This window comes from Sediminibacillus albus (assembly GCF_900101125.1).
Lineage (GTDB): Bacteria > Bacillota > Bacilli > Bacillales > Amphibacillaceae > Sediminibacillus > Sediminibacillus albus.
On sequence record NZ_FNFL01000008.1, the window covers coordinates 109,296 to 128,885 of the forward strand.

General features: G+C 40.3%; 19 protein-coding genes and 6 tRNA genes. 22 read left to right on the top strand and 3 right to left on the bottom strand.

All coding sequences use genetic code 11. The annotated features are described in order from the left end of the window. The first annotated feature begins 384 nt into the window (after window positions 1-384). The 16 genes from BLR93_RS16475 (at window position 385) to phoU (ending at window position 12,832) form a co-directional block, all read left to right on the top strand. Window positions 385-2,010, top strand: coding sequence for a Na/Pi cotransporter family protein (locus tag BLR93_RS16475; RefSeq protein WP_093216987.1), 1,626 nt, complete (start codon window positions 385-387; stop codon window positions 2,008-2,010). Between the two features lie 255 nt (window positions 2,011-2,265). Then, a tRNA-Asn gene (locus tag BLR93_RS16480) sits at window positions 2,266-2,340 on the top strand. Between the two features lie 3 nt (window positions 2,341-2,343). Further along, window positions 2,344-2,420: transfer RNA gene (locus tag BLR93_RS16485), tRNA-Met, on the top strand. 10 nt (window positions 2,421-2,430) lie between these two features. Beyond that, window positions 2,431-2,506 (top strand) — tRNA-His (locus tag BLR93_RS16490). Window positions 2,507-2,522: 16 nt separating this feature from the next. Beyond that, window positions 2,523-2,599: transfer RNA gene (locus BLR93_RS16495), tRNA-Ile, on the top strand. Window positions 2,600-2,608: 9 nt separating this feature from the next. Continuing rightward, window positions 2,609-2,701, top strand: a tRNA-Ser gene (locus BLR93_RS16500). A 198-nt stretch (window positions 2,702-2,899) separates the two neighbouring features. Continuing rightward, a tRNA-Phe gene (locus BLR93_RS16505) sits at window positions 2,900-2,975 on the top strand. 203 nt (window positions 2,976-3,178) lie between these two features. Further along, window positions 3,179-3,790 (top strand): superoxide dismutase SodA, encoded by a 612-nt coding sequence (sodA, locus tag BLR93_RS16510; RefSeq protein WP_093216990.1) that lies wholly within the window; start codon window positions 3,179-3,181, stop codon window positions 3,788-3,790. A gap of 163 nt (window positions 3,791-3,953) precedes the next feature. Further along, entirely contained in the window at window positions 3,954-5,228 is a 1,275-nt protein-coding gene (locus BLR93_RS16515) for an MFS transporter (protein WP_093216993.1), read from the top strand. Window positions 5,229-5,300: 72 nt separating this feature from the next. Then, window positions 5,301-7,433 carry a peptidoglycan D,D-transpeptidase FtsI family protein gene (locus BLR93_RS16520; RefSeq protein ID WP_093216996.1) on the top strand — a complete coding sequence of 711 codons (2,133 nt, stop codon included), beginning with the start codon at window positions 5,301-5,303 and terminating at the stop codon, window positions 7,431-7,433. A gap of 228 nt (window positions 7,434-7,661) precedes the next feature. Then, a complete protein-coding gene (locus tag BLR93_RS16525; RefSeq protein WP_093216998.1) occupies window positions 7,662-8,627 on the top strand; it encodes a phosphate ABC transporter substrate-binding protein in 966 nt (321 codons plus the stop codon). Between the two features lie 78 nt (window positions 8,628-8,705). Then, the gene (gene pstC, locus BLR93_RS16530) at window positions 8,706-9,629 is read left to right on the top strand and encodes a phosphate ABC transporter permease subunit PstC (RefSeq protein WP_093217001.1); all 924 of its coding nucleotides are present in this window, start codon (window positions 8,706-8,708) and stop codon (window positions 9,627-9,629) included. Next, complete coding sequence (gene pstA / locus BLR93_RS16535; protein WP_093217004.1) at window positions 9,629-10,516, top strand: phosphate ABC transporter permease PstA; 888 nt, start codon at window positions 9,629-9,631, stop codon at window positions 10,514-10,516. Before pstC ends, pstA begins: the two co-directional genes overlap by 1 nt. Before the next feature lie 23 nt (window positions 10,517-10,539). After that, complete coding sequence (gene pstB / locus BLR93_RS16540) at window positions 10,540-11,361, top strand: phosphate ABC transporter ATP-binding protein PstB (protein ID WP_093217006.1); 822 nt, start codon at window positions 10,540-10,542, stop codon at window positions 11,359-11,361. Between the two features lie 12 nt (window positions 11,362-11,373). Continuing rightward, on the top strand, window positions 11,374-12,150 hold the full coding sequence (pstB, locus tag BLR93_RS16545) for a phosphate ABC transporter ATP-binding protein PstB (protein WP_093217009.1): 777 nt from the start codon (window positions 11,374-11,376) through the stop codon (window positions 12,148-12,150). Between the two features lie 22 nt (window positions 12,151-12,172). Next, window positions 12,173-12,832, top strand: coding sequence for a phosphate signaling complex protein PhoU (phoU, locus tag BLR93_RS16550; RefSeq protein WP_093217011.1), 660 nt, complete (start codon window positions 12,173-12,175; stop codon window positions 12,830-12,832). Between the two features lie 35 nt (window positions 12,833-12,867). Here the strand turns inward: phoU and BLR93_RS16555 are convergent, their stop codons facing one another. Continuing rightward, entirely contained in the window at window positions 12,868-13,347 is a 480-nt protein-coding gene (locus BLR93_RS16555; protein ID WP_093217014.1) for an endolytic transglycosylase MltG, read from the bottom strand. Window positions 13,348-13,358: 11 nt separating this feature from the next. Next, entirely contained in the window at window positions 13,359-13,718 is a 360-nt protein-coding gene (locus BLR93_RS16560; protein WP_093217016.1) for a hypothetical protein, read from the bottom strand. A gap of 281 nt (window positions 13,719-13,999) precedes the next feature. Here BLR93_RS16560 and rpmG point away from each other — a divergent pair, with 281 nt between their 5' ends. From rpmG to BLR93_RS16580, 4 genes are all read left to right on the top strand, one after another. Beyond that, a complete protein-coding gene (gene rpmG, locus BLR93_RS16565) occupies window positions 14,000-14,149 on the top strand; it encodes a 50S ribosomal protein L33 (protein ID WP_093217019.1) in 150 nt (49 codons plus the stop codon). Between the two features lie 117 nt (window positions 14,150-14,266). Next, window positions 14,267-14,824: a 5-formyltetrahydrofolate cyclo-ligase gene (locus BLR93_RS16570; RefSeq protein ID WP_093217021.1), complete on the top strand. Its 558-nt coding sequence runs from the start codon at window positions 14,267-14,269 to the stop codon at window positions 14,822-14,824. Between the two features lie 76 nt (window positions 14,825-14,900). Beyond that, window positions 14,901-15,089, top strand: coding sequence for a hypothetical protein (locus BLR93_RS16575; RefSeq protein ID WP_093217024.1), 189 nt, complete (start codon window positions 14,901-14,903; stop codon window positions 15,087-15,089). A gap of 128 nt (window positions 15,090-15,217) precedes the next feature. Beyond that, window positions 15,218-16,750, top strand: coding sequence for a rhomboid family protein (locus BLR93_RS16580; protein ID WP_093217025.1), 1,533 nt, complete (start codon window positions 15,218-15,220; stop codon window positions 16,748-16,750). Here the strand turns inward: BLR93_RS16580 and BLR93_RS16585 are convergent. Beyond that, window positions 16,726-17,604, bottom strand: coding sequence for a hypothetical protein (locus BLR93_RS16585; RefSeq protein WP_093217028.1), 879 nt, complete (start codon window positions 17,602-17,604; stop codon window positions 16,726-16,728). The genes BLR93_RS16580 and BLR93_RS16585 overlap by 25 nt on opposite strands. Window positions 17,605-17,813: 209 nt before the next feature. Between BLR93_RS16585 and BLR93_RS16590 the strand changes: the two genes are divergently transcribed. Together BLR93_RS16590 and BLR93_RS16595 are read left to right on the top strand one after the other, a co-directional pair. After that, entirely contained in the window at window positions 17,814-19,277 is a 1,464-nt protein-coding gene (locus tag BLR93_RS16590; protein WP_093217030.1) for a spore germination protein, read from the top strand. Window positions 19,278-19,383: 106 nt separating this feature from the next. Next, complete coding sequence (locus BLR93_RS16595) at window positions 19,384-19,581, top strand: YqgQ family protein (protein ID WP_093217032.1); 198 nt, start codon at window positions 19,384-19,386, stop codon at window positions 19,579-19,581. Window positions 19,582-19,590 lie beyond the last annotated feature (9 nt).

Genomic DNA, 19,590 nt, shown 5'->3' on the forward strand with positions numbered 1-19,590 from the left:
CACAAGATAATAAAACACAAAAAAGCATTACATCTATGGATGTAATGCTTTTTTGGACGCGCCGTGGCTAAGCCCAGCCGCAGTTCTTACGATATTATAAGTTTTTTATGCGGATTTATCGATTTTTTTGCATGCGGCAAGATTGCAACTAAACTTATGGGGTACATATCAAGGAAAGGAGATATTTAGCAGAGAGAAAATAACGAACTATTGCCGGTATTAGATTGGTTGTTTTTCCACCTTAAGGAAATTAATTGCTTTGTTTTTAAGAGAAATGTAAATTTAACGTAAATTTTCGCGAAAAATCTTTACAAACTCTTCTGGTTTAATTAATAATGAGAAGGGCATTTGGAACTTAAACAGCATGTGAAGGGATGGGGAACGTTGGATATTAATGTGCAAGCTTTAATTTTTGAGTTTGTCGGCGGGCTTGGTATATTCCTGCTCGGACTGAAGTTTATGGGTGATGGCCTGCAAAAATCAGCAGGCGACCGGCTTAGGGATATTTTAGACCGATTTACTAGCAACCCATTTATGGGTGTGTTAGCAGGTATTATTGTTACTATTTTAATCCAAAGCAGTTCCGGTACTACTGTATTGACGGTGGGCTTAGTTAATGCAGGATTTATGACCTTGAGACAATCGATCGGTGTCATTATGGGTGCTAACATCGGAACAACGGTAACAGCCTTCATCATCGGGATTGATCTAGGAGAATACGCGTTGCCAATCATGGCAGCCGGTGCATTCATGCTCTTCTTTTTTAAAAACAATAAAGTATCTTATATTGGACAAACTATCTTTGGTTTTGGTTCATTATTCTACGGACTCGAATTAATGAGCAGCGGAATGTCTCCGTTGCGGGAAGTACAAGCATTTCATGAATTAACATTAAGCATGAGCGAAAACCCTGTGTTAGGGGTAGTTATTGGTACACTATTTACTTTTATAGTCCAAAGCTCAAGTGCTACCATCGGTATTCTCCAAGGATTGTTCGACCAAGGTGCGATTGATCTTCAAGCTGCACTGCCAGTCCTGTTCGGAGATAATATCGGTACGACAATCACAGCTATTCTAGCTTCAATTGGTGCTACGATTGCTGCAAAACGTGCGGCATTCACTCATGTTATTTTTAATGTTGTTGGGACGAGTATTTTCTTAATCTTCCTAGGACTATACTCACGCTTTGTTGTTTACTTACAACAAACTTGGGATCTTAACCCGGAAATGACTATTGCTTTTGCTCACGGCAGCTTTAATATAGCTAATACTATCATCCAGTTTCCTTTCATAGGAGCGTTGGCTTATATTGTGACTAAGCTGATACCTGGGGAAGACGCAATTATCGAATATAAGCCAAAACATCTAGATCCAATTTTTATCCAGCAGTCTCCTTCTGTTGCCCTTGACCAGGCAAAGGAAGAAGTTATCCGGATGGGCGAGTACGCTCACAAAGGATTGGAAGAATCCAGCTTATATTTGAACAATCATAGTCAAAAACATGCAGATATGGCGTTGCAAATTGAGGGGGCACTAAATAATCTTGACAAGGAAATCACCGAATATTTAGTCAGCCTGTCAGGAACTTCTTTTTCTGATGCGGACAGCGCGAAACACTCAGCGCTAATGGATTCAGTGCGGGACATCGAAAGAATTGGCGATCACTTTGAAAATATTGTCGAACTAGTGGATTATAAAATTTCCAACAAAGTCGTTGTTACTGAGCAAGCACAACAGGACTTGAATGACATGTTCGATTTAACGTTAATAACGGTAAAGCAAGCAATTAAAGCTCTTGGTGAAATGGATAGAGAAGAAGCATTGGCAGTTGTCCAAAAAGAAGACCAGATTGACCAAATGGAGCGGGCATACCGTAAGAAACACATTATTAGGATGAACGAGGGATCATGTTCCGGACCGGCTGGTATTGTCTTTGTTGACATTATCAGTAACCTGGAGCGTATCGGTGATCATGCTGTTAATATAGCAGAAGAAGTACTTGGTGAATAAATGAACAGTCGGGAAAAGGGGCGTGGAGATGAATCTCTGCCCCTTTTCTCATTCATAAACATCGGAATGAATTTGATAAAAAGGTAAAAAACTCTTGAATGCTGTAAGAGGACGTGCTATATTATTTTTGTTGCCGATTTAAAAACTTTCTTTAAAACCGTTGACATTATTACATAAACATGATAAATTATATTTCGTCGCTTCATCGAATACTTAATAACTTAGTAAACAAAGCGTTCATTAGCATAATAATTTTCCACAGTAGCTCAGCGGTAGAGCAATCGGCTGTTAACCGATCGGTCGTAGGTTCGAGTCCTACCTGTGGAGCCATATGGCGGTGTAGCTCAGCTGGCTAGAGCGTACGGTTCATACCCGTGAGGTCGGGGGTTCGATCCCCTCCGCCGCTACCAAATAATTATGGCGGTCGTGGCGAAGTGGTTAACGCACCGGATTGTGGCTCCGGCATTCGTGGGTTCGATTCCCACCGGTCGCCCCATAATAATTAATAAACTGGACCCTTAGCTCAGCTGGTTAGAGCTATCGGCTCATAACCGATCGGTCGCAGGTTCGAGTCCTGCAGGGTCCACCATTTACTCGAGGAGGATTACCCAAGTCTGGCTGAAGGGAGCGGTCTTGAAAACCGCCAGGGGCTTCGCGGCCCGCGGGGGTTCGAATCCCTCATCCTCCTCCATTTACATAATGAGGTATGTTGAACGGCGAAGAAATGCTTGAATCGGCAGTTCAGCCAATTGAGAGCCAATGAGATCTTCTCGAAAACCTGCTATGTGCAGGATTGGGAGAAGCGCTTCTTCACTGGATGAGCTATAACTTAACGCACAGAACATTGGAGAAACACTTCAAGCAACATAAATAACGAACATTTTACTATGGCTCGGTAGCTCAGTCGGTAGAGCAACGGACTGAAAATCCGTGTGTCGGCGGTTCGATTCCGTCCCGAGCCACCATTTTACTTTATGATATACATAAATTTACGGACAAGCAGATAGTTGCTTGTCTTTTTTGTTTTTATCTGAACATGGAACCTTCATTAAGTTTTATTTCCATAATGCATAAAAGTTGCAAGAAAAAACTCCCTTTGATAATCTTGGGTTAAATGGAAGGGAGAATTGAAATCCTTCCTGTACATACTAAATAAGGAGGAATTGAAATGGCTAAATTTGAACTACCAGAGCTACCATACGCATATGATGCATTGGAACCACACATTGATAAGGAAACGATGAACATTCATCACACTAAACACCATAACACTTATGTTACAAAATTAAATGGTGCAATTGAAGGGAACAGCAACTTGGAAAGCAAGTCTTTAGAACAATTGCTGGCAGACCTTGACAGTGTTCCTGCTGATATCCGTACAGCTGTCCGCAACAATGGCGGCGGCCATGCGAACCACTCTTTATTCTGGACTATTCTTTCTCCGAATGGCGGCGGCGAACCATCAGGAGAATTAGCTGATAAAATTAAAGCTAAATTTGGAAGCTTCGACAAGTTTAAAGAAGAGTTTGGAAGCGCAGCAACTGGCCGTTTTGGTTCTGGCTGGGCTTGGCTTGTTGTAAACAACGGTGAAATTGAAATTACCAGCACTCCTAATCAAGATTCACCAGTAATGGAGGGTAAGACACCTATTCTTGGCCTTGACGTTTGGGAGCATGCTTATTATCTTAAGTACCAAAATAAACGTCCTGACTATGTTTCTGCTTTCTGGAACGTTGTTAACTGGGATGAAGTGGCTAAGCGTTACGAAGCTGCTAAGTAATCTACAATTATAAAAGGGCTGGATGGCATCTGCCATCCAGCCCTTTTTGTTTTTATGTCTGCAAACGGACAATGTTCCTGTATAATCGTTTTCTCTGTATTTCCTTTGTATATCTGCCTTGGATTAGAAAACAATAAAGATAACAGTAAAGGAGACGGGAAATATGAAGAAAACTTTGCACTTGTTACTAGGAGACATTGAGGTAGACCGTGATCTAAAGCTACTGCTGACAATAGGCGGGTTATATTCTTTAGGTATATTTCTTTCCAATACCTTCGTAAATATCTATTTATGGAAACAATCAGGTGATTATGTCGCGATTGCACTTTATAATATTTCTATTTATATTATGCAGCCCCTCACATTTATACTAGCCGGCAGGTGGGCGAAAAAAGTTGATAGGGTGATCGTATTACGTTTAGGGGTAGTCTTTCTGTCCCTTTTTTTTATGACTGTATTAATCGTAGGCGAACAAGCAGCTACCTATAATATGATGCTGGGCGGGTTGCTTGGAATTGGGTACGGATTTTACTGGCTTGCTTTTAATGTATTGACTTTTGAAGTAACAGAGCCTGAAACAAGGGATTTTTTTAATGGATTTCAAGGGCTCTTGCAGTCCCTGGGCGGAATGATCGGGCCTATACTTGCTGGGTATGTGATTTCTCGCCTCGAATCGTTCCAAGGCTATACTGTAATTTTCGCCATTTCCTTCTGCTTATTTATTTCGGCAGTCGTCTGTACGTTTTTCTTGAATCGAAGATCCGCGAAGGGAGACTTCCGTTTTTTTACAATATTCAAGGAGAGGAAAAGAAATAAAGACTGGAAAAGAATTCTTTATGCCCATTCCTTTCAAGGATTGAGAGAAGGCGTCTTTGTTTTTGTCATTTCTGTGTGGGTATTTATTACTACGCAAAGTGAGTTGGCGCTTGGTACATTTAATTTAATTTTTTCTGGTTTTTCTTTTCTCTTTTATTATGCAGCAACACGATTAATCAAGCCGCGGATGCGAAAAAAGGCTATCTTTGTGGGTGGGTTATCATTGTATTTATCGCTTTATTTGATTATCCTCCATATGGATTATACAACCTTGTTAATATACGCAGGAATCATTGGCTTTTCCTACCCGATTTTATTTGTTCCTTATGCTTCAATGACATACGATGTGATTGGCAAGGCAAGGAAAGCTGGAGAAATGAGAATAGAGTATATTGTTGTCAGAGAGGTCTTCCTCAATTTTGGAAGAATTACTTCTATTGGCTTGTTTCTGATTGCTGTTAGTTTTTATTCGGCAGAAACGGCCATCCCATATTTATTAATGGTGGTAGGAATTGGACATTTTATCATTTACTTTTTTGTGAAAGATATTGACCTGAAAGTAACCGAACCTAGAAAACAGCCAGCAGTAGCTAAAGAACTTTCTGAAGAAAAGAATAGATAGTGAAAGGATAGTCGCTTCCTGCTAAAGATGTTATAATCGTAGTAATGTTATTAACACAAAAGGGGGAGCGATATGGGAAAGAAAAAAAAGAAGCGAGCACAACTTCCCTTTCGTTTAAATATATTGTTTTTGTTTGTCTTTTTACTGTTTTCTGGGTTAATTCTTCAACTTGGAGTCGTGCAGATACTTAATGGAGAAGAAGCGCAAGACAAAATTAATCGAACAGAGAATACTGTTTCTGATATTCCTGTTCCGCGCGGCAAAATGTATGATCGATTTGGGCGCCTTGTGCTAGATAACGAGCCGGTCAGGTCGATTACTTATACACCGCCTAAACGAGGAGCTTCAGCCGAAGAAAGGCTCGACTTAGCAGAAAAATTAGCCGAATTTATTGATATAGAAGACGCTGAAGATGAAGTAAGGGAAAGAGATAAGAAAGAATACTGGTATTTATTGAACCAAAAAGAATCAGAAGACAAATTGTCTGCTGAAGAAGCAGAAGACATGGATGTATCTGAACAGTACCAGGCCATGCTTGACCGAATTACCGATGAAGAATTAGCGGAAATAGAATGGGATGATTCGCTGCTTGAAGTGATAGCCATCAAGAAAGAATTGGATGCTGCCTCAGAGTTATCCCCCCATATTGTAAAAAATGAAAATGTGACTGAAGAAGAGTATGCACAGGTGTCTGAGCATTTAAACGAACTTACGGGTATCGATGCTACTATTGATTGGAATAGGATTTCTGCTGTGGAGGGAACCTTCCAGGACATCATCGGGAATATTTCTACTTCAGAACGAGGAATTCCGAGTGAAAACCTTGAGTATTATTTGAGCAGGGGATACAGCCGTAACGACCGTGTTGGAACGAGCGGACTCGAAGAGCAATATGAAAGTGTTTTAAAAGGTAGAAAAGAACAGGTAGAGTACATCACCGACAGTGCTGGCAAAATCGTCAGTTCCGAGGTGGTTACGGAAGGACAGCGCGGCAATGACTTAATGTTGTCGATTGATATGGAATTGCAGCAGGCAGTCGACAAAATCGCCAGAGAGGAACTGAAGACGGCCATTGAAATGCATCCTGCAAAAAATAAGTATATGTCAGATGCGTTGGTCGTAATGATGAATCCCCAGACTGGCGAAGTGTTGGCAATGTCTGGCCAGCACTATGACCGGGAGAATGATGAGTACCATAATCAATCCTACCGGACATTGTATGATGCCCACAGGCCAGGATCGGCGGTTAAAGGTGCTTCTGTTTTGGCGGGCCTCGATTCCGGAGTAATCAGCCCGGGAACTGTCATCAATGATACCAAAATTAAAATAAAGGATTTGGAAAAAAGTTCATATTCCAGCAGTATTGGACATGTCGATGAAGTAGAAGCATTGGAAAAATCGTCGAACGTCTATATGTTCCATATCGCCATGCGGTTGGGCGGCGAGTTTAATTACCATTATGGAATGAATTCCATTACTTTTAACCCGGAATCATTTACAACCATGCGTAATTACTTTAAGCAATTTGGTCTAGGTGTGGAAACAGGTATCGATTATCCCTATGAATCGACCGGTTATGTTGGCAAAGAGCCGCAGCCTGGTAATTTAATGGACTATGCGATCGGTCAGTATGATACATTTACTACTATGCAGCTGGCCCAGTATGTATCGACAATTGCCAATGACGGCTATCGGATCCGCCCTCGACTGGTGAACGAAGTCAGACAGCCAAAAGCAAAAAAAGGCGAGCTTGGTCCTGTAATAGAAAGTTTTAATACGGATGTTCTAAACAAAATTGTGATGAATGAGCAATACCTTGACAGGGTCCATAAAGGTTTCCGCAAAGTATTTACCCAGGGAACAGCTGCTAATCATGGCTGGGCTCAATACAGTGAAAAATATAAGGTGGCTGGCAAGACCGGTACAGCAGAAAACGAAGTTTATAAGGATGGAAAGAAACTTGCAGATACGGAAAACTTGAGCCTGGTTGGCTATGCTCCCTATGATGATCCAGAAGTGGCTTTCGCAATTATTGTACCAAACAATGGAATAAGTAATAGCCAATATGATATTAACCATAAAATCGGCACAAGGATTATTGGTAAATATTTTGAGTTGAAGGAAGAAAGAGATAAAGAAGGCGTGAATTCGGAACTTTCACAAAGTGAAGAAGGCGAGCAAGAAGCAGAGGATAAGGACGAATAATAGTAGAAGAAGTAACAGGAAAGCAGCGCGTGGCAGATGCCAGGCGCTGCTTTTTTTTGTTTTTTGAAATAGTTGAACGGGTTCTATCAACCTATAGTTCTTTCGTTCTATTAAATTTACACTATCTTTACAAGCAGTTAACTATAACTTCAAACTAGTACGTTAAGATGAATTTGTAGCCGGCAAAGGCAACATTCAAACTATACAAATAGTAGGGGGAACAGACGTATGAAAAAAACGAAGTTATTATCAATTGCTGCATTACTTATCTTGGTGATTGGATTATTGGCAGCTTGCGGTTCGGGCAATGGAGAAGATGAAGAAACAGGTGGCAATGACCAATCGGACAGCGGAGCAAGTGCTTCAGATGATACAAGTTCAGAAGACGAAGGCGCAAGCGAAGAATCAGCTTCTGGTTCCATTACTATTTCAGGTTCTAGTGCTATGCAGCCTTTAGTAGCAGCTGCTGCAGAACAATTCATGAGCGAAAATCCTGAAGCAGACATCCAAGTCAATGCCGGCGGCTCAGGTACAGGTCTAAGTGAAGTATCCGAAGGAACAGTTGATATTGGAAATTCTGATGTTTTTGCGGAAGAAAAAGATGGCATTCCTGCAGATGAATTAGTTGATCATAAAGTTGCTGTGGTTGGCATGACTGCTGCTGTTCATCCAGAAGTAGGGATTGAGGATATTTCCAAAGAGGATTTGAAAAAAGTATTTACTGGTGAAATCACTAACTGGTCTGAATTAGGTGGAGCGGATGTAGATATTACTTTAGTAAACCGTCCAGATTCCTCTGGTACCCGGGCAACTTTTGTGAACTTTGGACTTGATGGCGAAACTCCAGCCGAAGGAGTAACAGAGGATTCATCAAATACCGTCAAACAAATCATAGGAGAGACGGAAGGTGCGATCGGTTACTTGGCTTTCTCTTATTTCACCGATGATTCCGTAACACCTCTGTCAATTGATGGGGTAGAAGCGTCAGATGAAAATGTTCAGAGTGGAGAATTTCCGATTTGGGCTTATCAACACTCTTACACAAATGGCGAGGCAGAAGGTTTGGCTAAAACCTTCCTGGATTACATGATGAGTGATGAAATCCAAACAGGTTTATTGCCAGAGCAAGGGTATATCGCGGCTACGAAGATGGAAGTAGAACGTGATGCGGAAGGAAACCAGACAGATAAATAAGAGATAAAAGAATAAAAGAAAGGTAGGGTAAATGCTGATAGGCATTTGCCCTACAATGACTTTATAGGGGTGTTAACGATGGAGAATAAAGTGGCTTTATCAGCTAGGGATCGATTGATTAAATCAAAAAAGAACAATTCTTATGGTGAATTAAGGGGAAAAATTCTGGTTACATTGTGCGCCTTGATAATGATCACAGCCACAATATCCGTGACAGTCTTTTTAACCACCAAAGGACTTCAATCATTCTTAGTGAATAGTGTAAGTCCCATTGAGTTCTTAACTAGTACCAATTGGAATCCATTGGGAGATAACCCTGGCTATGGGGCGTTCCCATTTATTTTCGGTTCTCTTGCGGTAACCTTCTTATCCGCCTTAATAGCTGCACCGATTGGAATTGGAGGAGCTATCTTTATGTCGGAGATAGCCCCGTCATGGGGGAAGAAAGTTTTACAGCCAGTCATCGAACTGCTGGTCGGAATTCCGTCTGTTGTTTATGGATTCATAGGGCTTACAGTTTTAGTGCCTTTTATTAGAGAATACTCATCAGGAACAGGGTTTAGTATCCTTGCCGGAACAATTGTCTTATCTATAATGATCCTTCCGACAATCACCACGATTGCTACGGATGCCATGGGGTCATTGCCCAATAGTTTAAGAGAAGGTTCTTTAGCGCTGGGTGCTACTCGCTGGCAGACTATAAAAAAAGTATTAATCCCTGCTGCATTGCCTTCACTGCTGACAGCAGTGGTTTTGGGAATGGCGCGGGCATTTGGAGAAGCTTTGGCTGTTCAGATGGTGATTGGAAATGTGAGGGCACTGCCTTCAAGTCTCCTGGATCCATCAGCCACTTTGACCACGATTATTACGTTGAATATGGGCCATACAACCTATGGAAGCATCGAGAATAACACATTATGGTCGATGGGATTAATATTATTAATTATTTCATTCGTGTTTATTTTGATTGTCAGATACTTGTCGTCTAGGAGGAAAATATAATGAACAGCAAGATAGCAGACAGAATTGCCACAGGTATATTTACCTCATTAGCATTGATAATCGTTGCCGTACTTGTTGCACTATTTTCGTTTATTTTGATTAGGGGAGTGCCGCAGATTTCCTGGGAATTCCTGACTACTCCATCAAGTACAGTGCGGGAGGGCGGCGGTATCAGGGATCAACTATTCAACTCTTTCTATATTTTATTTATTACGATGTTGATTACTGTCCCATTAGGAGTTTGCGGCGGAATTTATATGGCAGAGTATGCAAAACCAGGGAAGATCACTAACTTCATCAGATCTTGTATAGAGATGCTGGCTTCATTGCCGTCCATTGTCGTTGGAATGTTTGGTTTACTTGTCTTTGTCAATACAACTGGATGGGGCTATACAATAATTGGCGGTGCATTAGCTTTGACGATATTTAATATTCCAGTAATGGTTCGCGTTAGTGAAGACGCAATCCGTACCGTGCCGCCTGAACAGAAAGAAGCTGGTTTGGCGCTTGGCATTACCCATTGGCATACCATTAAAACCGTGCTGATTCCTTCCGCTTTCCCCGGGATTTTAACCGGTGCGATTTTAGCGTCTGGACGAGTGTTCGGAGAGGCTGCAGCACTGCTTTTCACAGCGGGATTATCAACTCCGAGGCTTGATTATCTGGATTTAAATCCTTTTTCGGAGACATCGCCCTTAAACATCTTCAGGCCGGCCGAAACGCTTGCTGTTCATATTTGGTCAGTAAATACTAATGGGATTATGCCTGATATTAGAGAAATTGCCAATGGATCTTCTGCTGTCCTTGTATTATCTGTATTGGTTTTTAATCTGTTGGCTAGATGGCTTGGCAGTATCGTCCACAAAAAAGTCACTGCCAGTAAATAATTAAAGATAGAGGGGTATTAATGATGGCAAGTACTATTACGATTGAACCTCAAACAAATAAAAATAAAAAAAGAGAAATAGATAAGCAAAAAGATACGATATTAGAAATTAAGGACTTAAGCATTTTTTATGGGGATAATCAGGCAGTCAAACACGCCACATTTGATATTGACGAGCATGCTATTACAGCTTTGATTGGACCTTCAGGCTGCGGGAAATCTACCTTCCTTCGGGGGATTAACAGAATGAACGACTTAATCCCGATCGCCAGAAATGAAGGTCAAATAATTTACGAGGATATTAACTTATTAGATAAAAACATTAATACCATTGCTTTACGTAAAGAAATAGGCATGGTGTTTCAAAAACCGAATCCTTTTCCTAAATCGGTCTATAACAACATTACCCACGCCCTGAAATTTTATGGGAAAAGAAAAAAGAAGCAGTTAGATGAAGTGGTCGAAGAAAGCTTGCGAAAAGCCGCCCTTTGGGATGAAGTCAAAGATCGTCTGCATGAGTCGGCCTTCTCCTTATCAGGGGGACAGCAGCAGCGGCTTTGCATAGCAAGAACGCTGGCGATGAAACCGAACGTGTTATTGCTCGATGAGCCATCATCCGCATTAGATCCTATTTCTAACGCGAAAATTGAAGAGTTGATTTTGCAGCTAAAAGAAGATTATTCAATCATTATTGTTACCCACAATATGCAGCAGGCTTCAAGGATATCTGATAAAACGGCGTTCTTTCTAAATGGCTCGGTTATTGAATATGATGAAACGGAAAAGATATTTACCAATCCGGCACACGGAAAAACCGAAGACTATATTTCTGGAAGATTCGGATAGGGGGATAAAAAGATGACTGAGACAATAACTGAACATAAAACGGTGTTTGATGTAAAAGACATGAATTTATGGTACGGAAATACACAGGCACTTAAAAATTTAAACTTGGAAATACCCGAAAATCAGGTAACGGCTATTATTGGTCCTTCAGGCTGTGGCAAGTCTACGTTTATCAAGACCCTTAATTTAATGATAACAAGAGTACCGGGTGTTCATATGTCTGGAGACATTTTATTTAACAGCCAAAATATCTTAAAAGATAGGATCGATTTAGTTAACCTTAGAAAGCAGATTGGCATGATCTTTCAAAAAGGCAATCCCTTCCCTCAATCCGTTTACGATAATGTTGCATATGGTCCGAGAATCCATGGAGTAAAAAAGAAAAAGCAGCTGGATGAGATAGTAGAAAGTTCTTTAAAAGATGTAGCCTTGTGGGACGAAGTGAAGGATCGCTTAAACAGTTCTGCGCTTGGTTTATCTGGCGGCCAGCAGCAGCGTCTTTGTATTGCAAGAACGATTGCCACTAAGCCGCGGGTAGTTTTAATGGATGAGCCTACATCTGCCCTTGATCCCGTTTCTACTCTTAGAATTGAACAGTTGATTTCTGAACTTAAGAATCAATATACAATCGTTATTGTCACCCATAATATGCAGCAAGCTGCCAGAATATCTGATCAAACGGCGTTTTTTCTACATGGTGAAATCATAGAATCCACCGATACAGGTAGTTTGTTTTCTGTGCCAGTCGACAGACGCACGGAAGACTATATTTCAGGTCGGTTTGGATAAACTTTAGGAAAGAGGGATATCGATGGTTGCAAGAGAACAGTTCCAGGTAGAGTTGTCAAAATTACGAGGGGATATTATTAGTCTCGCGCATGAGACGGAGAAGCTTCTCGAAAAATCATTAGAGGCTTTATATAACCAGGACATTGACATGGCTAACGATATTATCTCGTATGATACAAAGCTCGACCAAAAAGAGCTGAAAATTAATGAAGATGCTATATTGCTTATCGCGCGGCAGCAGCCAGTTGCTACCGATCTCAGAAGGCTGATCATCGCTTTGAGAATTTCTTCCGATTTAGAGCGGATGGGGGATAACGCTAAAAACATAGCTAAGTCAACCATTCACTTAGGAGAAGAACATGGTTTAACCATTCACCCGGCATTAACAGACATGAAAAATATCGCATTAAAAATGGTTGATCTTTCCATCAAGGCTTTTGAATATGAAGATATCACATTGGCCAGAAAGTTATCGGAGCTAGATGATCTGGTCGACAGTATGTATGGAGAAATTATTAGAGAAATGCTCGAGGAAACAGCTACCAATCCACAAAAAATTCAACATATCATGCAAATGGCGTTTAGTGCCAGATATATTGAACGTTTTGCGGACCATACAACAAATATCGGAGAAAGCATTCTTTACTTGGTCAAAGGAGAGACATTAAATTTAAATGAATAAACCAAACGAACACATCTTCCGATGTGTTCGTTTGGTTACTGACCGGTAATTTCATTCGCTATTTCCTGATAAGTCATGCTTTCGTGAATGGTGAACTGGCCAATTTGAACTTTAGTACTATAATTTTTATCAATTAAATAACTCGTAAAGCTCTGTTTGTCTTCAATTATGCCAGATTGATAAAGGACATCTACTATTTCTTCCGTTGATGTTCCTGATTCAATTTCTAACTCTATACTTTCGGGACTATCCTCAGCTTGTTGTTTTTCAGCCTGGCTGTTCTCTTCTGTTTGCTCTTCTTCCTTTTGCTTCTGTTGTTCGTTTGATTGGCGTTCCGCTTGTATTTCATCAGCTGATTTAACAACATAGCCTTCCTGTTCTAAGTGATTGATCATATCTGAGGCTGTCATATCCTTGGCTGGTTCGTTTTTATTTCCGTCAAAATAGAAGGCAAATGCCAACAATAGCGTGGCTGCCAAAAGGCCTAGGGCAAAAGCCCGGATTGGTTGTTTCATGATAATACTCCTTATCTCTCAGAGGAAAACTGATTAATGATAGAAAAGACATCATGTTCACTCAACGATGTTTCTCTTGCTATTTGATCGATGTCTTTCCCTTGACGGTTCATCTCGACTATTTTTTGAAACATCGGTGGTTGGTTTTTGTCGACTGCCGGTATTGTTTCTTCCATAAAACCGAGATCATCTGTCAATAATTCTTCTTCCAGTATCTTGATTTTTTTCTTGAGTTGGTAGGACTCCTGCATCGAAGAGATGGAAAATTGCTCTAATTGGCTTTCGATATTCTTAAATCTGTCGTTCAGAAAAAAAGACATTATCAGCAGGATAATTGCGACTGCAAGAAGGGTAGAAATGGTATAAACCATGGTGATTCCTCATTTCTTTCGTAATTTAGAAGGTAACGACCTTAAGTTAGCCTAACAGAAGACAGAGAACAACAAAAGGTGTTCTCCCATATATTTCTTTTGGAAAAATTAATTTTTCCAATTGTGTCCATAGTCAGTTATACCATACAATCGTCGTAATTTGAATGCTTTTCTATCTAAGTGGTTGATATTTCGTTATTTATTTGATAGTATTATTAAGTCTGAAAAAAGATATGAATTGAAATGTTGATTACATTTGAAGAGGTTTGGAGGGATAACGAATGCGTGTTAACATTACACTTGCTTGCACCGAAACAGGTGACCGCAATTATATTACCACTAAAAACAAGCGTAAGCATCCTGAACGTTTAGAGCTTAAAAAATATTCTCCACGTTTGCGTAAATATACGTTGCATCGTGAAACAAAATAATCATACGGTTAATGAAGGGGCAACCCGGAGATCGTGTGGGATGAAAACTCTTACCAATGTCTGGTAAGGGTTTTTTATCATATAGACACATAAGTATACATAGGGCTGGTGAGAAATATGGATAAGCAGAACTTAAGAATCCAGGCAAAAAGAATGCTCAAAAACCTCCCTTCCGAACGAAGGCGGGCTATTGAGGAAGGGATAGCAAGGCATCTATTCGACTCCTCATTCTGGCAATCAGCTGATATGGTAGCACTGACCGTTTCACAAAAACATGAATGGGATACCAGCACCATCATTGAACAAGCGTGGAAGGAAAACAAAACAGTATGTGTGCCAAAATGCTTTCCTGCCAAGCCGGAATTAGTTTTTTATCAATTGCAATCTTACAGCCAATTAGAGTGTGTCTATATGGACTTGTTAGAACCAAATCCTGAGTTGACTTGTCCCATAGATAAGCAAAGGATTGACTTAGTAATCGTTCCTGGTTTGTTTTTTGATCGTGACGGATACAGAGTTGGCTATGGCGGTGGTTATTATGACCGTTATTTAGCTGGTTTTCAAAATCTTACGCTAGCTTTGACTAGCAACGAGCAAATGATTGAAGAATGTCCGCGGGATGATTATGACATACCGGTAGATCATATCATTACAGAGGATGGTTTGCTTTTTTAAGTATTGAAAAAGGAAAAGCATAAAATCACGTAATTGTTGCAAACTAACAGCATTCTTAGAAGAAAGGGTGCTGATATTGAGAGCATTTTTAATTGCTGGTTCTATAATCATTGCCGTAAGTATGGTATTCCAGAAGCGATTTAAGATACTTAATGCTTTATTGGCAGTAAACACATTAAGAAAATTGGCTGTTACAGTATCAATGAATATGCCTTATGTTAGGGCGAAGATTCTGCCTGCTATTTTGGGACGTTCAGCATCATAAGCTGAGCGTTTCTTTTTTTGTTTAAATACATGCCGGTCGGTTATTTGTGGAAGCATTGGCTGAGGTTCTTTCAATGTAATTGTCCAATCTATCCATGGTATGATGAAAGGGAGAGGGGGAGCGGCAGCATGCATTTACAAGAAGAGTATTACTTTTTGCGCTTATCTGAAGACCTGGTCGATAACCATGGTTTTGAATTACTCCATATAGAGAAAGATAACCAGGAAATCTGGATGGAAAAACAAATAAAAGACACTTCTCATGTCGTCCGGCTGTACCATCAAAGCTTTGATTGGAAAAACCACTTAAAGAAAGATATTGCGACAGTCATCTACAAGGTTAAAAACCTTCGGAAACTACTGCTCGGCAGAAAAGTGAAGATTCATAATGTATATGTATCCACACACGCTCCTGTCGATGAGTGGGAATCAATAAAAAAACCATTAATAGTAAAAGATAGGAAACCAATAGAAATGCAAGTGTACTATTTGGACGATATTAGGATAGAAACGGAAAAAAGCCGTTTGTATGAGGATTTGGGCATTGATCATCTTCCAATTTCAATCCCTTCCAAAGAAGAGGAAATGGAGGCAACTACGGAAGAAGTAAGAGGCAGGCTGCGGGAACAGTTGTATATCAGGAATAAAGAAGAAGCCGCCGTTTTTCATCAAGGGAAACCCTTGGTTACATATATCCTTCTGGCTTTAAATATACTTATGTTTCTGTTATTGGAACAAAAAGGCGGCAGCCTGAACACAAATACATTGATAGAATTCGGAGCCAAATACAATCCTGCTATATTAGAAGGGGAATGGTGGCGGATTATATCTTCGATGTTTCTTCATATAGGCTTTCTGCATTTAGCCATGAATATGCTTGCGCTATATTATTTAGGCAGTGCAGTAGAACGGATTTATGGCAATTACCGGTTTACTTTCATTTATTTATTGGCGGGCATTTCCGGTGGGTTATCCAGCTTTGCGTTTAATATACAGATTTCAGCAGGAGCTTCTGGAGCTATTTTTGGATTATTTGGAGCGTTGCTATTTTTTGGAGTTTTATATAAGAAATTATTTTTCCAGACAATGGGCTGGAGCCTGTTATTTATTTTAGGCGTCAACATTGTTTTAGGATTGGCTGTGCCTCAAATCGATAATGGAGCACATTTAGGTGGACTGTCCGGCGGTTTTCTGGCATCTGGGATTGTTTCTTTGCCCAAGAAACAAAAATGGGGCTCCCAGCTTGCTGCATTGCTTCTATATACTAGTTTGATTTGTACTTTGATTATATATGGGTGGAATTATTCTGCTACAAACTTGCTGCAGCTTGCCCAGCAGTCATTCCAGGAAGAAAACTATCAGCAGACACTCGCTTATACGAATGAAGGCTTGGATAAAGGGAAAAAATATGAGGCTGAATTATTATTTTACCGATCCCTTGCCCATTTAAATCTTGACCATACGCAAGAGAGCATCAGCGATTTGGAGAAATGCGTGGAAATAAAGCCTGATTTTGCAGAGGCTCATTATAATCTTGCATTATTGTATATGAACAATGGAAAAGGAGAGAAGGCAAAACAGCACGCTGACAAAGCAAGCAGACTCCAGCCGGATAACGAAAACTTCTCTTCATTGAATCAACGGTTATCAAAGGATGGGTAATATTGCAGCAGTTGTTGCTTTTCTTCCTTTTCGTCCTGGTAAAGGACAATTAGGTGTTTGCCATTATTATCAAATAAAACGAGCGGAATGAACGTATTGATGGGGTGCTGATTACTTTGGGTACCAGTGATCCCCAAAATGTAATTTTTGTAAAGTCCTTCCCATAACTGGCCGATTACTTGTTGTGTTTCCTCTATGTTTAGTCCGGGAATTGGTTTTTTCTCGAACTCGTACAGTTCAGTGAGCGGGATAATAGTATAAGTCTCCGCAGGAATATCAAAGTGGTTGATTAATTGTCTCCAGTGAAAACTTAACTGTTGGTTTGTTGCATGGTCCAATGTGTCCTTCCACTCTTCCTGGCTTTGATTGAGTGGTTGATCAAAGGACTCTAGTGCGGTATGGGGGGAGTCGATTACATATAACTCATCATAGGACATCGCCTGGATGCTCTTGATTTCGTCATCAGGGTAATGCAGTTCTCCATGATGAAAGGTAATCGCTTGGAAATGGCTGCTGTCTTCTCCATGTATTCTGGTTTTTTGTTCAATGGTTTGTCCATTTTCTTTCCATTTACTTAGAATGCCTTTTAAACGCCCATCGACATATAACAAAGAGACATCCTGTCTTAAATAAATAGCTTTGTCGATGTCAGAGGATGCTTTCCACTGGACATCATACTCATCTATGTCCACTTCAGATAGGATGTCCAAGTCTGTCATATACTTAGTAAAAGTTAAATCCTCATCTAAGGGAAAATATTTTATGACTGCATGATCTTCTTGTCTCATGAAAAACAGATAGATAGCAGAAATTGTTATGATAAAGATGGCAAGATAGATAATTGCTTTTCTCATAAAGGATGCTCCTTTAATTAACGCTTGGTATTTACCAAGCGCAATTCCTATAATAAGTGTTTGTTAAGGTATATGTGTTCAAGTTAATTATTATGAAACAGAAGAAACGATATCTGATTGACTTCGTCCAAAATTAATTTGTTGAACCTTAGTATGGTAATTGTGTTTCCGTGCAAAATACTAATTAATAAACCAATTAGGATGAGACCATGGAAAAAGAAAACAATAAACTGCCTATATACCGCAAAATTGATGACAATGTGGCCTATGTAAAAGAAAGATTGGGCGTTGACAAAAGCTTTGACGTGATCCACCTTGATTTGGAATACGCTGGTAAAAAAATGGCTTTATTTATGATCGATGGCTTTGTCAAAGATGATATTCTTCATTTATTAATGAAACTATTATCAAGGCTGGAGCCCGAGCAGCTTGAACCGGATCCTCTGGAAAAATTGTTGAAGACGCACATTCCTTATATAGAGCTGGACAAAGAACAGGATTTAAATAAAGCCTGTGACACTGTTCTGGCAGGTCCTACTGCTTTATTTGTAGACGGCCTGGAGTACGCCATCATCATCGATGCCCGGACATACCCGGTTAGAGGACCGGAAGAACCTGATTTGGAAAGGGTTGTCCGCGGATCCAGGGATGGGTACGTAGAGACAATCGTATTTAACACGGCCTTGACTAGAAGAAGAATACGCGATCGGTCTCTAAGAATGGAATACTTAAGTATCGGAAGAAGATCCAAGACAGATGTGTGTGTCTGTTATTTAGAAGATATTGCTGATAAACAAAACGTAAAAATATTAAAAAAACACCTAAAAAAAATAGATACCGATGGTTTGCCTATGGCTGAAAAGACAATCGAAGAGTATTTGTGCGGCAGGCACTGGAATCCGTACCCCACTATCCGGTACACGGAACGCCCTGACACAGCTGCCGCCCACATTTATGAAGGACATATCCTTATCATTATCGATGGGTCTCCAAGTGTCATGATAACGCCGGCAACCTTTTGGCATCATTTGCAGCATGCAGAAGAATACAGGCAAAAACCACTAGTTGGCGCTTATCTGCGAATGGTCAGGTTTCTAGCTGTTATTGCGTCGATATTTATATTGCCGCTGTATTATTTGTTGTCCATGGACCCATCTTTGCTTCCACAAGAATTGGGATTCATAGGTCCAAGTGAAGACGGAACAATTCCCATCCTTCTTCAGTTTTTGGTAGCGGAAGCAGGAATTGATATGCTGCGGATGGCTGCTATCCATACTCCAACAGCCTTGGCTACAGCTTTAGGACTCGTTGCCGCCATACTAATCGGACAAGTTGCTGTCGAGGTTGGCTTATTTTCCTATGAAGTGGTGTTATACTTGGCGGTAGCTGCCATTGGTACGTTTGCAACACCAAGTTATGAATTAAGTCTGGCAAATAGACTTGTCAGGATAATTTTATTGCTCGCCACTGCTGTATTCGGGGTTAAAGGATACGTTGCCGGGATTACTATATGGATCTTTTACCTTATGAGAATGGACTCTTTCAGGATTGGTTACTTATGGCCGTTTATCCCTTTTTCTGCCCGTCCGTTTCGAGATGTTATATTGCGGGCTCCAATCCCGCTGAAAAACCGCAGGCCTACTTTTCTGAATCCACAGGACCCAGATCGTTAACCGATCTGGGTTCTTTTTACTTTAAAAGCGAATAATTATTCCAAATTAGGCTGGTTTATCGTTTCCAACTGCCAAAAAGATTGGTATAATGGTCAATGGTGATTAGATGAAAACGATTTATGACGTCCAACAATTATTAAAAAGGTTTGGAACCTTTATTTATTTAGGAAATCGGATAGCCGATTTAGAAATGATGGAGGAAGAGATAAAAGAGCTGTATAAATCCCAGTGCATGGAACCTTCCGAATATCAAATGGCTATATTACTTTTAAAACAAGAACGAGCTAAGCTTCGAGATCAATAAGGGGGATAA